Raw genomic sequence first — 17,599 nt, forward strand, 5'->3', positions numbered from 1 at the left:
AACTAAAAAAATACTTTATGTCACTAAGAAGTAACGTACTCGATCTTCGTAAAAGAAAGAAAGAAGTACAAAAAGGTGGTGGAGATAAAGCCATTGAGAAACAAGTAAAAATGGGTAAGCTCACAGCCCGTGAACGTATCCTGGCCTTGTTAGATAAAAACTCATTTCACGAATACGATTTATTTGTAGAACACGCCGCCAAAGATTTTGGCATGGAAGGCAAAACCTTACATGGCGACGGTGTTATTATCGGTACCGGTACCATCTACGACAAACCGGTTTGCATTTTTGCCCAGGACTTTACCGTTGCCGGTGGTTCGCTGGGCTTAATGCATGCGCGTAAAATCACAAAAATTATGGATCATGCGCTGAAAATGCGTGTTCCATTAATTGGTATCAACGACTCGGGGGGTGCGCGTATCCAGGAAGGTGTTAACTCCCTGGCCGGCTACGGAGAGATTTTCTTCCGCAACACACTGGCATCAGGAGTAATTCCACAAATCTCTGTAATTCTTGGCCCTTGCGCTGGTGGAGCGGTATATTCGCCTGCACTTACCGACTTTGTTTTTGTGGTAGAAAACATTTCGAAAATGTTTATCACCGGACCATCGGTAGTTAAATCAGTTTTGGGTGAAGAAGTTTCGATGGAAGAACTCGGCGGTGCAAAAGTACATGCCGAAGTTACTGGAAATGCACATTTCTATGCCGAAACCGAAATGGAATGTTTCGATCAGATAAAAACACTGATCAGCTTTATTCCACGTAGCAACCTGAAAAAAGCATTGCCACATAAACCTAAAAATCCTCTAAAAGGAGTTAAGGTTGAAGACATTGTCCCTGCCGATCCAAGAATACCATACGACATGCGCGATGTATTAAAAAGCATCACCGACGGTTCTGAATTTTTCGAGGTTATGGAGCGTTTTGCCCCAAACATCATCGTTGGTTTTGGTCGCATGAATGGCGAAACTGTTGGTTTTGTTGCCAACCAGCCAATGGTACTTGCCGGCGTACTCGACATTGACAGTTCGGACAAAGCAGCCCGTTTTATCCGTTATTGCGATGCTTTTAACATTCCTATTGTTACCATGGAAGATCTTCCGGGATACTTGCCGGGAGTTGACCAGGAGCATGCCGGAGTTATTCGTCACGGCGCAAAAATTCTTTATGCATACAGCGAAGCTACCGTACCCAAAATTACTGTAATTGTGCGTAAAGCCTATGGTGGTGGTTACATTGCCATGAATTCGCGTCACCTACGTGCCGACTTTGTTTTTGCATGGCCAACAGCCGAAATTGCGGTTATGGGACCAGAAGGTGCTGCTAACATCGTTTTCCGTAAAGAAATTGCGGAAGCCGAAAATCCGGAAGAAATGCGCCAGCAAAAAATTGAGGAGTACAAAGAAAAGTTTGCCAATCCTTATGTTGCAGCTGCACAAGGCTATATCGATGAGGTAATCGAGCCTAGCGAAACACGTGCGCGCATATTACATGCCCTGCAGGTTTCTGAAAACAAAAGTGCTTCAATGCCAGCTAAAAAACATGGAATTCCTCCGTTTTAAACCACTAAAAGAATTGCATTATGGCAGAAGAAAAAGAGCTTAAAAACCTTGTAATTCAAGGAGCTGTATACAAAACAACTTATACCCAAAGATTTGAGAACAGGGTTAAATACATAACCCCCGATCCAAATGAACTCTATTCATTCATTCCGGGAACGATAATCGATCTGTTTGTAAAAACAAAACAAAAGGTGAAAGAAGGTGAAACACTTTTATTGCTAGAGGCAATGAAGATGGAAAACCAGGTACGAATGCCTTTTGATGGAGAGATAGTAAAAATTCACGTTAAAAAAGGCGAGGTTATTCCTAACCGCCATTTGATGATTGAAATTAAACCGACAAAATAACTCGAAACGAGTTCAGTGATAATGAAACCGCGCAATTAATTTGTGCGGTTTTTTTGTTTCACTTTTTAAACAAAAAAGGGCTGCCTTTCGGCAACCCTCAAAAATCCAAATAAAACTAATCGCGTTTTCTATTTATCTACAAATTCCAAACTCTTTCGTTAATCATCCATTCCTCAAGGCCTAAATGTCCTTCTGTTTCTGCAATTGCAGTTGGTGCAACTTCCCAGGCAATTTTGTTAGTCATCCAGTTTTCCAACTCAAGGCTGGCTTCGGCGGTATTCGCTGCCCAATCGATTGCGGTTGACCACACATCGCTGTTTGTCATCCAGTTTTCAAAATTCAGCGATTCTTCCTGCACTTCAACAAAATTTGTTACATCCGAAGTGCTCCAAATTGCATCGTTTATCATCCAACTTTCGAGGTTTAACGATGCTTCAAAACTATTCTCATGGCCCGAGGCTTTTGTTACTTTCTCTGTTGCATTAGCTGTTCCTACTGTAAAAATGACGGCTATTATAAGTGCAACTGTTTTTAAATTAAATCTAGTTTTCATGTTTTCTGTTTCTAATTGTTTTCTAACTAATTGTTTGTTTTCAAATGCCTTCGTAAAGGACTTTTTTGTTTTCTTGTTTTCAGTTAATATGACTATTAACGAGTACAAAGGTTACATCTCGTTTTGTTAAAAAGAATAAAAAAAATGTTAATGAGTTCTTAAGGTCGGTAAACGTCCGGGGCTATCGGTAAATAAAAATACCTTTAGGTAGGTATTTATCTAAATTTGTCGGTGAATGGCGAAAAATACCAAATACTGCCGAGCCGCTTCCCGACATGGAAGCGTAAACGGCACCTGCTTCGTAAAGCCTATTTTTCAGGTTTTCAATTTCGGGGAATTGCGGAAATACGCTTTTTTCGAAATCGTTTTTCACCACCGTTTTCCAATCTTCAATGGGAAGCTGGTCAATTTCCAGCAGGTTAAAACCGGGTTTTGTTGGAACGATATTTCGGTAGGCCTGTGGAGTACTCACCGAAAAAGATGGTTTTACGATAACAATCTCGAAAGCCGACAAATCGAGGTTTACCGGTTTAAACTGATCGCCAATGCCGTGCGCAAAAGTGGGTTTGTTTTCGATGAAGAACGGACAATCGGCACCAATCCGGGCAGCGTAATCTTCCAACTGCGTGGTTGTTAATCCCAACACAAAATAATCGTTCAGCATTTTTAAGGCAAAAGCTGCATCGGCCGAACCACCACCAAGCCCCGCACCAAACGGAATTACCTTGTGTAAATGCATTTTTACCGGAGATAGATCAAAATCCCCCGCAAGCAAAGAATAAGCTTTATAAACGAGGTTATTTTCCGCGGTGGCATCAATCTCAATTCCCGATGAAGAAAAAGCAGTTTCTCCGGCTTCGACCACTTCCAGGGCATCCGACAATTTTACCGGGTAGAAAATGGTTTCCAGGTTGTGATAACCATCCGGTCTTTTCTCCACAACATTCAGCCCGATATTTATTTTCGCATTGGGAAATGTGATCATGCAGCAAAAATATAATTTTCATTCGTTCGGACAATCGCCACCAAGATGGAAAGATGAAAAACCATCTCCGGTTTTTCGGAGCTCAAAACCAACCGCTGTTTTTCTGCTCCGGTTTTTCGGAGATGAAATCTGATCATTTTATTAGGCCTCCGGTTTTCTGGAGTTAAAATCCGACTGCTGATTTTCGTCTTCGGTTTTTCGGAAGTCAAAAATGACCGCAATTTTTTTGCTCCGGTTTCCCGGAGATGAAATCTGATTGTTTTTTCAGACCTCTGGTTTTCTGGAGCTAAAACCTGACGGCTGATTTTCACCTCCGGTTTTTCGGAGAACATACAAAACGCCTGATACAGTAAAAAAGCCGCCTGAAAAATCAGACGGCTTTCAATATTTATCTAAAGATTTATTTTTTAGTCAGCAAAAGCTTCGTATTCCTCCGGCGAACCGCAGGTGCAAATCAGGTTACGATCACCCCATGCATTATCAACACGGCCAACCGGCACCCAGTATTTGTTCTCGCGCACCCAATCCAACGGATAGGCAGCTTTTTCGCGGCCATAAGCGTGTGTCCATTCATCGGCACAAACGCTCTGGGCTGTGTGCGGTGCATTTTTCAGTACGTTATCAGCCTTGTCGGCAACTCCGTTCTCCACTTCTTTCACCTCTTCGAAAATCGAGTTTAACGCGCTTATAAAACGATCCAGTTCATCTTTCGATTCACTTTCTGTTGGCTCGATCATTAAAGTACCGTGAACAGGAAACGACAGCGTTGGTGCATGGAAACCATAATCCATCAAACGTTTTGCAATGTCTTCTTCTGTAATTCCGGCTGAAGCTTTCAAGTGGCGACATTCTAAAATCAGTTCATGTGCCACACGACCGTTTTCGCCGGTATATAATATTCCGTAATTATCTTTCAAGGCGGTTGCAATATAATTGGCATTCAGAATCGCCAGTTTTGTAGCTTCTGTCAGGCCTTCAGCTCCCATCATTTTAATGTAACCGTACGTAATCGGCAATACCGACGCACTTCCCCACGGAGCTGCAGAAACAGCTGTAATTCCCACGTGGCCGTTATTCATTATCGGGTGCGATGGTAAAAACTCCACCAAGTGACTGGCAACGCCAATCGGGCCCACACCAGGTCCTCCTCCACCGTGTGGAATAGCAAATGTTTTATGCAGGTTCAGGTGACACACATCGGCACCAATCAGTCGGGGATTGGTTAATCCAACCTGGGCGTTCATATTCGCACCGTCCATATAAACCTGACCGCCATTTTCGTGAATCACCTCGCACATTTCAATAATCGAAGCTTCGAAAACCCCGTGCGTTGACGGATAAGTTACCATAAACGCCGAAAGCCGGTCTTTATGCAATTCAGCTTTGGCACGAAGGTCGTCCATATCAACGTTACCTTTTTCATCGCATTTTACCACAACTACTTTTGTGCCTGCCATTACCGCACTTGCCGGGTTAGTTCCGTGCGCCGAAGAAGGAATAATCACCACATCGCGCTGGCCCTCGCCTCTGCTTTTGTGGTATTCCTGAATCACCATCAATCCTGCATATTCACCTGCAGCACCTGAGTTGGGTTGTAAGCTGACATCGGCCATTCCGGTAATTTCCGACAAATCGCGGCGCAGTTCTTCCATCATTTCGTGGTAACCGCGAGCCTGGTTTTTCGGCACAAACGGATGTAAACCGTTAAATTCAATCCAGCTTAACGGCAACATTTCAGTAGCTGCATTCAGCTTCATCGTGCACGACCCCAACGAGATCATCGATTGTGTTAATGAAATATCTTTTTTGGCCAGGCGTTTAATGTAACGAACCATCTCTGTTTCCGAGCGGTACTTATTAAACACTTCCTCGGTCATAAATTTCGATGTTCTTTTAAACGCAGCATCAATTTCAAATCCTTCAGGATATTCTTCGGCCACCTGCCATTTTTTGTTGGCAGCTTTTGCAAATACTTCTATAATCCAGCCAATATCCTGCGGGTTGGTGGTTTCGTCGATACTGATACCTACATCGCCATTTTCGAAGTAGCGGAAGTTCATTTCCAGCTCGAGCGACAACCATTCAATGTCTTCGCGCATTACATGTTTTGGCAATGCAAAACGGATGGTATCGAAAAAGTTTTTATTGATTTGGGTATATCCCAGTTTTTCAATTTCAATGGCAAGAAATGCAGCGATATTGTGAATGCGCTCAGCAATTCCGATAACACCTTCAGGGCCGTGATAAACACCAAAGAAACCGGCCATAATAGCCAGCAGCGCCTGTGCAGTACAAATATTTGATGTTGCTTTTTCGCGTTTAATGTGCTGCTCGCGGGTTTGCAATGCCATACGAAGCGCCCGGTTTCCGTGTATGTCTTTGGTTACTCCAATAATACGTCCCGGCATGTTTCGTTTAAATTCTTCGCGGGCTGCGAAAAATGCTGCGTGAGGTCCTCCGTATCCCATTGGCACACCAAAACGTTGCGAGTTACCGAATACGATATCAGCTCCCCATTCTCCCGGAGGCATTAGAATGGCGAGTGACATCAAATCGGCAGCAACAGCCACTTTTATCTCTTTTTCGTGTGCTTTTTCAACCAGCTCAGCATAATCAGTTATTTCGCCATCCGAGTTCGGATACTGAACGATTACGCCAAACACATTCTCATCGAAATTAAATTCGTCTTTTGGCTGAATTTTTAATTCGAATCCCAGCGGCAGTGCACGTGTTTTTAATACATCGTGCGTTTGTGGCCACATCTTTTCATCCACCAAAATGGTATTCATTCCGGCCTTCACCATTTTACGTGAACGCAGGTTGGCCATCATTACCATCGCCTCGGCTGCTGCGGTAGCCTCGTCGAGCAACGATGCATTGGCAATGTCCATACCTGTTAAACCACAAACCATGGTTTGGAAGTTCAACAGTGCCTCCAGTCGTCCCTGCGAAATCTCGGCCTGGTATGGTGTGTAAGAAGTGTACCACACCGGATTTTCGAGCACATTACGCAAAACCACTGCCGGAGTAATGGTATCGTAATAACCCATTCCAATATAGGTATTAAATACTTTATTCATTGATGCCAGTTCAAGAATGCGGCGGAAGTACTTTCTTTCCGACAATCCTTCCTTCATTTTTAACGGCTGTTGCAACCTGATGTTTGAAGGTACTGTTTGTTCCAGTAATTCTTCCATCGACGAAACGCCAACATATTCAAGCATTTCGGCAATTTCTACTCCTCGTGGCCCAATATGGCGTGTAACGAATCTATCCTGAGACATTTGCAATATTTATTTTGTAGTGAATTTTCTGCAAGTATATAAACTGAACGGATTTTAAAACATGACTTTAAACAATTTTAAAGTGTTTATTTTCAGGTTAAAAACGGATTATTCTCTTTTTCAAAGCCAAGTGTGGTTTCCGGGCCGTGCCCACAATATACTTTTGTATCGTTTGGCAGCGGGAAAAGTTTTTCTTTAATGTTGGTTATCAAGGTATCAAAATCGCCGCCGGGCAAATCGGTTCTGCCAATACTGCCATAAAATAGTACATCGCCGGCAATTAAAAGGTTATCGGTTGGGCTGTAAAAAACTACATGGCCGGGAGCGTGTCCCGGAACATGAATAACTTCGAGACTTGCTTCCCCAAACTTAATCGTTTGTCCCTCTTCAATAAATTCGTCGATAGGCTTTACCGAATGCATGTTGAAACCATACATTTTCCCCTGATCGATAGCCCGCTCTACCCAAAAGGCATCGTCGGCATGTGCCAAAAACGGAATTTTGTATTCATCGCGAATAAAATCAACCCCCATAATATGGTCGAAATGGCAATGGGTATTGATTATTTTTACCGGTTTCAACTCGTTTCTTTCAATGTAATATTTTACTTCATCCTGCTCTTCTCCGTAGTAAAACCCGGGATCGATCAACACACATTCTTTTGTTTCTTCGTCGGTTAGAACCAGGCTATTCTGGCTCAATGGGTTTACTACAAACTTTTCAACTTTTATCATTTATCAGAAATTTACGGTTCCTTTTAAGAGAGGAACAAAAACAAAGCCTCCATGTTTTTTCATGGTGTAATCATTTTCGCCGGTGCGGATAATTTCGCACATATCCTGGTGTTTATCATTACCCACCGGCACAACAAGTTTTCCGCCTATTTTCAGCTGCGATTTTAAATCTGGAGGCACAGAAGGCGCACCTGCCGTTACCAATATTTTATCGAAAGGCGCAAAATCGGGCAATCCTTTATAACCGTCGCCAAAAAAGCAGGCCGGCTTATACCCTATCGATGGCAAAAACTTATGTGTTTTGGTGTACAACTCTTTTTGTCGTTCAATGGTAAAGACCTTTGCTCCCATTTCAACCAAAACAGCAGCCTGGTAGCCCGATCCGGTTCCAACTTCCAATATTTTTTCGCCCTTTTGCACATCAAGCAGCTGGGTTTGAAAACCTACCGTATAGGGTTGCGAAATGGTTTGTCCGGCACCAATTGGAAATGCCTGATCTTTGTAGGCAAAATTTATAAAACCACTATCCATAAACAAATGGCGCGGCACATTGCCAATAGCCTCCAAAACCGAAGGATTTCGAATCCCCTTCACTTTCAGGCCTTCAACCAAACGCTTGCGCAGGCCTTTATGTCGCGATGTTTCGTTTATCATTTTTACGTAGCTATAACCACAAAATTAATCGAATATACTTACCAACAACAGTTGCTACGCCTAATGAATATTAACATTTAACGTTGATAAATTAACACCTGTTCGTTTTAAAGATGTTGGGCTGTATTCTATATTTGCATTTAAATTCTTTTTAAATAGCGCACTATGTTAAATGTTGGATTAATCGGGAACACTAAAATTCTTGAACCATTTGTAATGGAAATCAAGAAAAACGCCCAAATCAATATTATTGGGAAAGCATCTGTTGGATCGAGCGAAGAGCTGACCGGTTTTCATTATTCCATTCCGGAATTTAACCGGGTTGAATTAATTGAACGCGCCGATTTGATTATCATGGACAACTCAACGCCCATGCCGTTTAAGTTTATGCGCGATATTGTAAAAAAATCGAAACACATATTTTGTGCTGAATATCCCGATCTCACCATCGATGAGTGCACCGAGCTTAATAAATTGATCAACGAATCGCGCTCGGTGGTGCAGGTTACCAATCCGTATTTTTTCTCGCCGGCCATTCAGTGGGCAAATAAAAACATTAAAACCCCGGCGTTTATCGATTATTCCAATTTCGAAAACGATGTAACCGAAAAGAAATCGATGTATTACATGCTGTTAATGCTGTTGAAGCTTACGGGCATTTCTCCGAAGAAAATTGGTGCGGTAACTTTCCCGGGTTATAACAACTCGAAATTTACCAACGTACGCCTTGAGTTTGGCGATGCTTCGGTAGTTAACCTGAATTTTGGAAAACTGGAATCGCTGAAGAATTTTAAAGTCAGAATTTATTCCGACAACCAGTTTGCTACATTTAATTTCAGCAAAGAAAAGTATTTGTCGGATAATAAAACCATTGATTTTGCAGATGACTGCCTGGTGAATGAACTGGATACTTTTATTCAGGCAATTGAAGGAAAGATTAAAAAGACATCTACGCTTGATGATTATTTAATTGCCATGCACGTAACCCAAAAAATCAACAAAAAGATAGCGCAGTTTTCTATTCATTAATACCAACAAAAAACTACTTTTACGGCAACAATATGTATTACAAGGCGTTTTTAATATTGATTGTAAAACGACCTGACTTAATTGCCTGTTAATGAATAAATCGCGGCAAACAGCCAACTATTTATTTTTCGATTTTATTGCTGCAGCGCTTGCCTGGGCTGCTTTTTTTGTGTACCGAAAAGAGATTATTGAACCCCAGCATTTTAACGGATGGGATGTTCCGTTTGAACTTACTCCGCAATTCTATTTAGGCTTACTGATTATCCCTGCTTTTTGGATTACCTTTTACTACATTGTTGGGTTTTACAACAATATTTATCGGCGGTCGCGGCTGCTGGAACTGGGGCAAACCTTCTTTACCTCGGTGGTTGGAGTTGTGGTCATTTTCTTTGTATTTTTATTGGACGACTGGATTGGATCGTATAAAAACTACTACAACCTGGTGTTCACGCTGTTTAGCATGCATTTTTCGCTCACCTATATTTCCCGCCTGATACTTACCACACAAACCATTCATAAAATACACCATCGGAAAATTGGTTTTAACACACTTATTATCGGAAGTAACGAAAAGGCAGTTAAACTTTACAACGAAATGACAAGTCAGGTATGGCCTGCCGGAAATAAGTTTGTTGGTTTTATCGAACTCGAAGAAAACAGCGACTCCGTTTTAGGCGAGCAGCTGCCTATGCTGGGCCACTTAAAAGACATTCTTAACGTTCTGGATAAGGAGCAAATTGAAGAGGTAATTCTGGCGCTTGAAACAAGCGAGCACAATAAACTGAGTGAAATACTTACGATTATTGAAAACCGGCAGATTACCATTTGGGGAATCCCCGATTTGTATGATTTGCTATCGGGCATTACAAAAACCAATACCATATTCGGGAGTCCGCTGATAAAAATCAGCAACGGACTAATGCCCGGTTGGCAGCAAAACACTAAACGTTTACTGGATGTATTGCTCTCTGTAATTGCCATTATTATGTTTTTACCGCTATTTATTGTGCTGGCCATTATCATTAAAACAACATCGAAAGGGCCAATCATTTACAAGCAAGAACGCATAGGCCGATACGGCAAACCATTTTACATTTACAAGTTGCGCAGCATGGTTGACGGAGCGGAAAATGGCTCGCCTGCCCTGTCGTCGGAAAACGATTCACGAATTACACCTATTGGCCGGTTTCTGCGAAAAACCCACCTCGATGAAATTCCCCAGTTTTTTAATGTAATAACGGGAAGTATGTCATTGGTGGGGCCGCGTCCCGAGCGCGAATACTACATTAAACAAATTATTAAACGGGCACCGCATTACACCCACCTGCATAAGCTGCGACCCGGAATTACTTCGTGGGGGCAGGTAAAATGTGGCTATGCATCGAATATTGATGAAATGCTGGAACGCCTTACCTACGACATGATGTACCTGAAAAACATTTCGCTATACATCGATTTTAAAATCCTGATCTACACCATTCTGGTTAGCGTGAAAGGCAACGGGAAATAATACCATCAGTATTCAGTCGCAGTTTTCAGTCACAGTATCCAGAATCGAGTATCAAGTATTCAGAATCCAGCATCCGGAATCAAACAACAAGGTGGTTTGGGCGTTTTGGCAATCAGGCTAGCGGAAATGTTCTTATTGACCGGTATTCCGGGCCGGTTTGTTTTAATATACTCTGAAACAGAACTAGCTCTTTAACATCGATTTTCTGGTATTTTTTCGTTGGCATTTCATCCAGGACGGAGAAAAACCGGTTTCTGTTTTCTACCGATTTAATGCGGCCCAAGGTTAAATGTGCCCTGAATGTTTTTTGCTCGCCATCAAAACCACAGGCTACCACCTGCTCCTCGATTTTCGGCACTAATTGCAACAAGTCCTCCGATTTGTTTAGCTTAATAAACAAAACACGCGGCTGGTTTTTACTTTTAAAATAACCGGTACCTTTTAAGGTGATTTCAAATTTCGATTGCTCAGAAAATAAATCCTCTAAACGACCTACCAGTTCATAAAGTTGCTCGCGTGTTGTGTTGCCGATAAAACGCAGGGTTAAATGAAAATTATTGGGATCAACCCAATTTATCCGGTCGTTGGAGAACCGGTTTTTAAAATGTTGCAGCAGCTTTTGCACTTCCGCGTTCGGAGTAATTTTTATGGCAATAAAAGTTCTGATATGATCGCGCATGCTACAAATATCCTAATTCAATTAATGTTACAATTTCTTCCAGCACCTGGTCTTCCTCATCCGGATCGTAACCGGCTTTTAAATCGTTTCGGAAAAGTTTGGCAATTCCCTGCCAAAAGGTGGCGCTAAATCCTCCCCTGAAATCTTTTATCAAACTGTACGGCGTTCGCTCCGTTTCGCGATTGATCAGTTTCAGCAAAATCCGCCCATCCGAAATCGACCACTTTTTCAATTCATCCTTGTGTTTGTCCAGCAACTCTTTTTCAAGCTGCTTCATCAGTTTACGCTGTTCTTTTCGTGTTTCCAAAACGTAATATTCGGGCTCGTACTTTTTCAGCAGCTCCCGCGCTTCAACAGCCAGCGGATATACCTTTTTTACTTTTTGTATGTAGCGGGTGTAGCGCCGATATTGCCTGTTGTTTTTAAACTCACGATCAGGGAAAACCGGTATCTCTTTTATGTTCTTGAAAATAATGGTATCGCCATCCTGGATATAGCCCATAACTGCACCGGAAGTATCCTGCTCCTGAGCTCCGGCAAGCCAGGTTCCCATCAAAAAAGCCATTATTAACAACAGTCTCTTCATTAAAATATTTTTAACAACATAAATGTAGAACGAAATAATCGTTAATCAATTACGGACCATACAAAGTTTATATCTTTGGTGCCGAAAACAAAAGATTATACGCGATTATGCAAACATCGGTTCATTCAGAAATTGGCCAATTGGAAGGTGTTATTATCCACACCCCAGGTTCGGAAGTTGAAAACATGACTCCGGCAAATGCCGAGCGCGCACTGTACAGCGACATTTTAAATTTGTCGATTGCCTCGACCGAATATGCCCAGTTTGAAGGCGTGCTAAAAAAAGTATCGAAGGTTTTCCAGGTGAAAGACCTGTTGGCCGATATACTGGCGATTGACGCAGTAAAAACAAAGTTACTGAACGAGATCTGCATGACCGAATACATCGATTCGTGCCAGCAAATGCAGGATACCGATGCGAAGACACTGGCAACAATGCTGATTGAAGGAGTGGTACTGGAGAAAACTAACCTTACCAATTACCTGAGCAACGAACGTTTTTTGCTGCGGCCATTGCACAACCTGTTTTTCACACGCGACTCGGCAATGGCAATGAAAGACAATATGCTTATCGGGAAAATGGCCAATCCCGTGCGCGAGCGGGAATCGCTGATTATGGAGGCCATTTACAAATATCATCCTGGTATTGAAAGCCATGTTTTGAACCCAGCCAAACCGGAAGCGAACATTATGGTGAACCGAAAATCGATGGTAGAAGGCGGCGATGTGCAAATTGCCCGCGACGATATTTTTGTTATCGGAACCGGCGTACGAACCAGCACCCAGGGAATTGACTTTATCATTGAAAATATCAAAAAGCACAAAAAAGGGAAACAACATATTATCGTTCAGGAACTGCCCGAAACACCCGAGTCGTTTATTCACCTCGACATGGTTTTTACTTTTCTTAACACCGATGAATGTATGGTTTATCCGCCCGTAATTTTCGGGATGAGCCGTTTTAAAACCATTCACATTGAAATAAAAAATGGCGAAGTTAGCCGCATTGAAGAAATGCCCAATCTGCCAAAAGCCCTGAAAAAGCTGGGCATGGATTTAAAACCGATTTCGTGCGGTGGCAACAGCGATGAGTGGATTCAGGAACGCGAACAATGGCACAGCGGGGCTAACTTTCTGGCATTTGCACCGGGAAAAATAATTGGCTATCAGCGCAACGTACACACCATTGAAGAGCTGCACAAAAACGGCTACGAGGTAATTGCTGCTACCGATATCATTTCGGGAAAAACTTCGGTTGATGATTACAAAAAATGTGTAGTAACAATCGCCGGATCGGAGCTGGCGCGCGGTGGAGGCGGTGCCCGATGCATGTCGCAACCATTCCGACGAGCAGCTGTGAACTGGTAGAATGCTATTAACAAGAAAAGATTTATGCGCAAACTCAGAAATATAGAACTTGGCCGCTTAAGCGTTGAAGAATACAAACAATCGACAAAAACACCTATTGTTGTGGTGCTCGATAATATAAGAAGCTGCAACAACATTGGCTCGGTGTTTCGCACTTCGGACGCATTGCTGATTAATAAAATTTACCTGTGCGGAATTACTGCCACACCTCCCAATAACGAAATCAGGAAAACAGCGCTTGATGCCGAAAAATCGGTTGACTGGCAATATTTTGAACACACCGAAGAAGTGGTTAAAAAGCTTCAGGAAGAAGGATTTAAAGTTTATGCCATTGAACAGGTGGAAAACAGTATTATGCTGCCCGATTACCAACCGGCCAACGATGAAAAAGTGGCGCTGGTTTTTGGCAACGAAGTGAAAGGTGTAAAACAAAGCGTGGTGAATCTTTGTGATGGCAGCATTGAAATTCCGCAATACGGCACCAAACATTCATTCAACATTTCGGTAAGTGCAGGAATTGTTCTGTGGGATATTTTTCAGAAAATTTCAAATTAAAAATAAAGCCACTAAGGCACGAAATATAAAAAGAGAAGAGCTGCAAACTTCGCAGTTGATCATTCTTTGTGGTAATTTTTTTTAAATGTTACGCTGAAAGAAGTGATAGCCTGACTTCGAGTCAGACCATCACTTGTGGATTTTCAAACATTTTCCTTATTTTTAAGGGAATCTTAAATATTCCCAAATGGCTATCTCACAAAATATGCCCGAAGAGTTTCTGCAATACATTTGGCAAAACCGGCTTTTCACAACAAATCAGTTACAAACGGTTGAAGGCGACCGGCTGGAGATTATCGACCAGGGACGTAAAAATACCAACTCCGGACCCGATTTTTTTAATGCAAAGATCAAATTAAACGAAACAACCTGGGCCGGAAATATCGAAATCCATAAAGCAGCATCCGATTGGCACAAACACGACCACACCAACAACAAAGCCTATGACAATGTTATTTTACACGTGGTTGAAACGGCCGATACTTCCATTGCCCGAAGTAACGGAGAAATAGTTCCGACACTGATTCTGAGCTACCCGGAACAGCTAAAGCACAATTACCAGAATCTGATTAATGCCCAAACCTGGATCGCCTGCGAAAACCAGTTTCATAAAATTGATCCGATACTGCTGCAACTGGGTTTTAACCGACTGATGATTGATCGGCTGGAAACCAAAACACAGGCCATTGTTGAGCTGCTGGAGCAAAATAACAACAATTGGGAAGAGACTTTTTTTCAACTGTTGGCACGCATGTTTGGGTTTAAAGTTAATGCCGTTCCCTTTGAATTGCTGGCCAAATCGCTCTCCATAAAAACGCTGCTAAAACACAAAAACAGCCTTTTTCAGCTGGAAGCCTTGTTGTTCGGTAATTCAGGATTACTGAACCAGCAATTGTTAGGCGACGAGTATTATCTCCGGCTTCGCGATGAGTATTCTTTTCTGTACAAAAAATACAATTTAAAAGGAATTGAAGGCCATTTATGGAAATTTATGCGTTTGCGTCCGCCTAATTTTCCCACGATCCGCATTTCGCAGCTGGCGGCACTTATTTACCAATCGGAAGGTTTGTTTTCAAAAATCATGGACATTGAATCCACCGAAAAACTAAAGCAATTGTTCAAGGTAAAAGCATCCGAATACTGGGATACACACTACAATTTTAATAAAGCATCGAAAAATACCCAGGCGAAAGAACTGGGCGATACAGCAGCCCATATTCTGATTATCAATGTTATTGTTCCGTTTTTATTTGTGTATGGCGAAAAACAAAATAAACCCCACTTAAAAAACCGCGCACTCGGATTTCTCGAAAATCTTCCGGCCGAAAGTAATTCCGTCATTTCAAAATGGGCAAAACTGGGCGTTCAGGCGCGCTCTGCTTTCGATTCGCAAGCCTTACTTCAACTAAAAAACTATTACTGCGAATCAAAAAAATGTTTAAATTGCCAATTAGGGGTGAAATTAGTTTCATCCATATAAAATCAGGACGACTAACATGCCTACAAGTAGCCAACAGTATAATAAATTTCAAGCCGTATCGAGCCGCACACTTAAGGTGGGTATTGCCCTGCTGCTTTCCATTCTTTCGTTTGGAACAGCCGGGTATTACTACATTGAAGACCTAACGCTGCTGGAAAGTTTGTACATGACGGTGATCACCGTATCAACCGTTGGCTTTAAGCATGTAGGCCACGAGCCCACCGAAACCGGAATGCTGTTTACCATTATTCTGATTATTTTTAGTTTAGGAAGTTTGGCATATGTGGGTTCGAATATGGCGCGGTTTATTTTCGACGGAGAGTTAGCAAACTATATAAAAACGTACAGGGTGGATAAGAAAATTGCAAAACTAAAGGACCACGTTATTATTGTGGGCTACGGCAGAAATGGCGAGCAGGCAGCCATGGAACTGGAAGAAAACAATGTGGAGTTTGTTATTCTCGACAAACGCGATAACGTTATTTCGAGAATACGACAGAACCCGAACTTATTATACATTAAAGGCGATGCAACGCACGAAGAAACGCTGGAACAAGCCGGTATTCATCGGGCAAAAGCATTAATTGCCACCACCCCAACCGATGCCGATAATGTTTTTGTAGTGCTTACCGCCCGAAGTATGAACCCGGGGCTTACGGTTATCAGCCGCGCATCAGAGCTGGAAAGCCAGATGAAACTAAAACGCGCCGGCGCTACCAACGTAATTATGCCCGAACGTATTGGCGGGCAGCGTATGGCAAAACTGGTTCACCAACCCGATGTGGTTGAGTTTATCGAGTATATTTTGCTGCAAAAATCGCAGGATGTTACCCTGGAAGAGGTTTCGTGTAAAAATCTGGCGCAACGCTTTGTTGGCAAATCAATTGCCGAACTGAAAGTACGCGAAACAACCGGTGCCAACATTATCGGAATAAAAATAAGTGGCGCCCGTTACGTTTTTAACCCCGATCCGCAAATGATACTTTCGCGCAACGATCAGCTTTTTGTTTTGGGAAATCCGACCCAAATAAAACGCCTGAAAGAAGTAATGGCAAGCGAGGGATAAACAGAAAGATTGTTTCATTCAAACAAAAACTACTTTCTTCCTAAAAAAAATTCCTTAATTGCACAGTAATAAATGACAAACTGGCTGCCGGAAAAAGCTGACCATAACAGCAAAGCCAACTTTTACTACATTTGTTTGTTTTACCATTTTAAACAGCGTGCCAATCAATATGCCCGTAGCTTTTAAAAGAAAAATAAAATTTGAGTACCGAATCACCTTTCTCTATCTGCTTATCGGTGGGCTTTGGATCATTTTTTCTGATCGGTTTTTATTAACGCTCACCCAGGACCAGGAATTATTAACGCAATTTCAAACCTATAAAGGGTGGTTTTATGTAGTAGCAACATCAGTACTCTTGTTTTTGCTATTAAAGTCGCACCTTAAAAAATTACGGAAGGCAGAAGCGGAAGCAAAAAAAAGCAACGACTTAAAAACAGCATTTCTACAAAATATTTCGCACGAGATAAGAACTCCGATGAATAGCATTGTTGGTTTTTCTGACATTCTGAACACCCAGAAATTCAATGAAGAAGAACTAAACCAGTACCTGGCCATCATTCGAAACAGCTCAAATCAATTGCTGTATATCGTCAATCAACTGCTCGATATTTCCATGATTGAATCGGGTAATGTAAAAGTATTCAGGAACACCTTTACTCTGAACAAAATGATTGATGAAATAAATGCAGCTTTTAGCCCCCTTGTTAAGGATTCGATAAAATTTGTGGCAGAAAAAGGGCTTAGCGATAACGAAAGCTACATTGTTACCGATGCCGGAAAACTTCGGCAGATAATTATGAATTTGCTCAACAACGCCAATAAATACACGGCGGCAGGCACCATAAAATTAGGCTATACGCTTGAGAATAATATGCTGAGATTTACAATCGAAGACTCAGGTATTGGCATTGCTTTCGACCAACAGCAGTATATTTTTCAACGTTTTCAAAAGGCACATAACGAACATAAAGAATTCTACGATGGTGTGGGCCTCGGACTTTCAATTTGCAAAGGCAACATCGATCTGCTAAAAGGAGATATTGGCTTTACATCGACCACAGGCGAAGGATCAACGTTCTATTTTCGCATTCCCTATACGCCGGCTTCACGGTAAACTGATTGCCTTCTCACAAAACACATTAACATAGTTTAGTTTTTTTTCAGCATCCTTAAAACAAGTATTCACGAACTTAGTGCTGAAAACTAAA

Annotated in this window: 17 protein-coding genes; 9 read left to right on the forward strand and 8 right to left on the reverse strand. The window is 42.0% G+C overall.

What is annotated here, in order from left to right; translation table 11 throughout:
- The first annotated feature begins 17 nt into the window (after nt 1-17).
- Nucleotides 18-1,562 (forward strand): acyl-CoA carboxylase subunit beta, encoded by a 1,545-nt coding sequence (locus tag BMW53_RS04080; RefSeq protein ID WP_038558766.1) that lies wholly within the window; start codon nt 18-20, stop codon nt 1,560-1,562.
- A 20-nt stretch (nt 1,563-1,582) separates the two neighbouring features.
- Entirely contained in the window at nt 1,583-1,909 is a 327-nt protein-coding gene (locus BMW53_RS04085) for a biotin/lipoyl-containing protein (RefSeq protein WP_038558763.1), read from the forward strand.
- Nucleotides 1,910-2,045: 136 nt separating this feature from the next.
- On the opposite strand, the gene BMW53_RS04090 is transcribed toward BMW53_RS04085, so the two are convergent.
- From BMW53_RS04090 to BMW53_RS04115, 6 genes are all read right to left on the reverse strand, one after another.
- Complete coding sequence (locus BMW53_RS04090; protein WP_139178017.1) at nt 2,046-2,462, reverse strand: hypothetical protein; 417 nt, start codon at nt 2,460-2,462, stop codon at nt 2,046-2,048.
- Between the two features lie 181 nt (nt 2,463-2,643).
- Nucleotides 2,644-3,447, reverse strand: a complete 804-nt coding sequence (gene ispE, locus BMW53_RS04095; protein WP_038558757.1) for a 4-(cytidine 5'-diphospho)-2-C-methyl-D-erythritol kinase — start codon at nt 3,445-3,447, stop codon at nt 2,644-2,646.
- A complete protein-coding gene (locus BMW53_RS04100; protein ID WP_139178018.1) occupies nt 3,444-3,758 on the reverse strand; it encodes a hypothetical protein in 315 nt (104 codons plus the stop codon). Before BMW53_RS04100 ends, ispE begins: the two co-directional genes overlap by 4 nt.
- A 96-nt stretch (nt 3,759-3,854) precedes the next feature.
- On the reverse strand, nt 3,855-6,731 hold the full coding sequence (gene gcvP, locus BMW53_RS04105; RefSeq protein WP_038558751.1) for an aminomethyl-transferring glycine dehydrogenase: 2,877 nt from the start codon (nt 6,729-6,731) through the stop codon (nt 3,855-3,857).
- A 92-nt stretch (nt 6,732-6,823) separates the two neighbouring features.
- On the reverse strand, nt 6,824-7,465 hold the full coding sequence (locus tag BMW53_RS04110; RefSeq protein ID WP_038558748.1) for an MBL fold metallo-hydrolase: 642 nt from the start codon (nt 7,463-7,465) through the stop codon (nt 6,824-6,826).
- Between the two features lie 3 nt (nt 7,466-7,468).
- A complete protein-coding gene (locus BMW53_RS04115; RefSeq protein WP_038558745.1) occupies nt 7,469-8,119 on the reverse strand; it encodes a protein-L-isoaspartate(D-aspartate) O-methyltransferase in 651 nt (216 codons plus the stop codon).
- A gap of 216 nt (nt 8,120-8,335) precedes the next feature.
- Here BMW53_RS04115 and BMW53_RS04120 point away from each other — a divergent pair, with 216 nt between their 5' ends.
- Nucleotides 8,336-9,148, forward strand: coding sequence for a Gfo/Idh/MocA family oxidoreductase (locus BMW53_RS04120; protein ID WP_157470809.1), 813 nt, complete (start codon nt 8,336-8,338; stop codon nt 9,146-9,148).
- A 91-nt stretch (nt 9,149-9,239) separates the two neighbouring features.
- The gene (locus tag BMW53_RS04125) at nt 9,240-10,658 is read left to right on the forward strand and encodes a sugar transferase (protein ID WP_038558739.1); all 1,419 of its coding nucleotides are present in this window, start codon (nt 9,240-9,242) and stop codon (nt 10,656-10,658) included.
- A gap of 112 nt (nt 10,659-10,770) precedes the next feature.
- On the opposite strand, the gene thpR is transcribed toward BMW53_RS04125, so the two are convergent.
- Entirely contained in the window at nt 10,771-11,337 is a 567-nt protein-coding gene (gene thpR, locus BMW53_RS04130; RefSeq protein WP_038558736.1) for an RNA 2',3'-cyclic phosphodiesterase, read from the reverse strand.
- 1 nt (nt 11,338) lies between these two features.
- A complete protein-coding gene (locus BMW53_RS04135; RefSeq protein ID WP_074780233.1) occupies nt 11,339-11,923 on the reverse strand; it encodes a DUF4294 domain-containing protein in 585 nt (194 codons plus the stop codon).
- 107 nt (nt 11,924-12,030) lie between these two features.
- Between BMW53_RS04135 and BMW53_RS04140 the strand changes: the two genes are divergently transcribed.
- The 5 genes from BMW53_RS04140 to BMW53_RS04160 all read left to right on the forward strand — a co-directional run bounded on the left by BMW53_RS04140 (nt 12,031) and on the right by BMW53_RS04160 (nt 17,505).
- The gene (locus BMW53_RS04140; protein ID WP_038558733.1) at nt 12,031-13,290 is read left to right on the forward strand and encodes an arginine deiminase; all 1,260 of its coding nucleotides are present in this window, start codon (nt 12,031-12,033) and stop codon (nt 13,288-13,290) included.
- Nucleotides 13,291-13,314: 24 nt separating this feature from the next.
- Nucleotides 13,315-13,845, forward strand: coding sequence for an RNA methyltransferase (locus BMW53_RS04145; protein ID WP_038558730.1), 531 nt, complete (start codon nt 13,315-13,317; stop codon nt 13,843-13,845).
- A 187-nt stretch (nt 13,846-14,032) separates the two neighbouring features.
- Complete coding sequence (locus BMW53_RS04150) at nt 14,033-15,325, forward strand: DUF2851 family protein (protein WP_081804835.1); 1,293 nt, start codon at nt 14,033-14,035, stop codon at nt 15,323-15,325.
- A 16-nt stretch (nt 15,326-15,341) separates the two neighbouring features.
- A complete protein-coding gene (locus BMW53_RS04155) occupies nt 15,342-16,391 on the forward strand; it encodes a potassium channel family protein (protein WP_051567847.1) in 1,050 nt (349 codons plus the stop codon).
- Nucleotides 16,392-16,560: 169 nt separating this feature from the next.
- Complete coding sequence (locus BMW53_RS04160) at nt 16,561-17,505, forward strand: sensor histidine kinase (RefSeq protein WP_051567846.1); 945 nt, start codon at nt 16,561-16,563, stop codon at nt 17,503-17,505.
- Nucleotides 17,506-17,599: the final 94 nt, after the last annotated feature.

Origin of the sequence: Draconibacterium orientale, assembly GCF_900111425.1 — a bacterium.
Classification (GTDB): Bacteria; Bacteroidota; Bacteroidia; order Bacteroidales; family Prolixibacteraceae; genus Draconibacterium; species Draconibacterium orientale.

Excerpts from the sequence above, each read along its gene's own strand:
- BMW53_RS04110 (WP_038558748.1), bottom strand. The coding sequence starts at position 7,465 with ATGATAAAAGTTGAAAAGTTTGTAGTAAACCCATTGAGCCAGAATAGC.
- BMW53_RS04160 (WP_051567846.1), top strand. The coding sequence starts at position 16,561 with ATGCCCGTAGCTTTTAAAAGAAAAATAAAATTTGAGTACCGAATCACC.
- gcvP (WP_038558751.1), bottom strand. The coding sequence starts at position 6,731 with ATGTCTCAGGATAGATTCGTTACACGCCATATTGGGCCACGAGGAGTA.
- BMW53_RS04140 (WP_038558733.1), top strand. The coding sequence starts at position 12,031 with ATGCAAACATCGGTTCATTCAGAAATTGGCCAATTGGAAGGTGTTATT.
- BMW53_RS04085 (WP_038558763.1), top strand. The coding sequence starts at position 1,583 with ATGGCAGAAGAAAAAGAGCTTAAAAACCTTGTAATTCAAGGAGCTGTA.
- ispE (WP_038558757.1), bottom strand. The coding sequence starts at position 3,447 with ATGATCACATTTCCCAATGCGAAAATAAATATCGGGCTGAATGTTGTG.
- BMW53_RS04125 (WP_038558739.1), top strand. The coding sequence starts at position 9,240 with ATGAATAAATCGCGGCAAACAGCCAACTATTTATTTTTCGATTTTATT.
- BMW53_RS04145 (WP_038558730.1), top strand. The coding sequence starts at position 13,315 with ATGCGCAAACTCAGAAATATAGAACTTGGCCGCTTAAGCGTTGAAGAA.
- BMW53_RS04155 (WP_051567847.1), top strand. The coding sequence starts at position 15,342 with ATGCCTACAAGTAGCCAACAGTATAATAAATTTCAAGCCGTATCGAGC.
- thpR (WP_038558736.1), bottom strand. The coding sequence starts at position 11,337 with ATGCGCGATCATATCAGAACTTTTATTGCCATAAAAATTACTCCGAAC.
- BMW53_RS04150 (WP_081804835.1), top strand. The coding sequence starts at position 14,033 with ATGGCTATCTCACAAAATATGCCCGAAGAGTTTCTGCAATACATTTGG.
- BMW53_RS04135 (WP_074780233.1), bottom strand. The coding sequence starts at position 11,923 with ATGAAGAGACTGTTGTTAATAATGGCTTTTTTGATGGGAACCTGGCTT.
- BMW53_RS04090 (WP_139178017.1), bottom strand. The coding sequence starts at position 2,462 with ATGAAAACTAGATTTAATTTAAAAACAGTTGCACTTATAATAGCCGTC.
- BMW53_RS04120 (WP_157470809.1), top strand. The coding sequence starts at position 8,336 with ATGGAAATCAAGAAAAACGCCCAAATCAATATTATTGGGAAAGCATCT.
- BMW53_RS04080 (WP_038558766.1), top strand. The coding sequence starts at position 18 with ATGTCACTAAGAAGTAACGTACTCGATCTTCGTAAAAGAAAGAAAGAA.
- BMW53_RS04115 (WP_038558745.1), bottom strand. The coding sequence starts at position 8,119 with ATGATAAACGAAACATCGCGACATAAAGGCCTGCGCAAGCGTTTGGTT.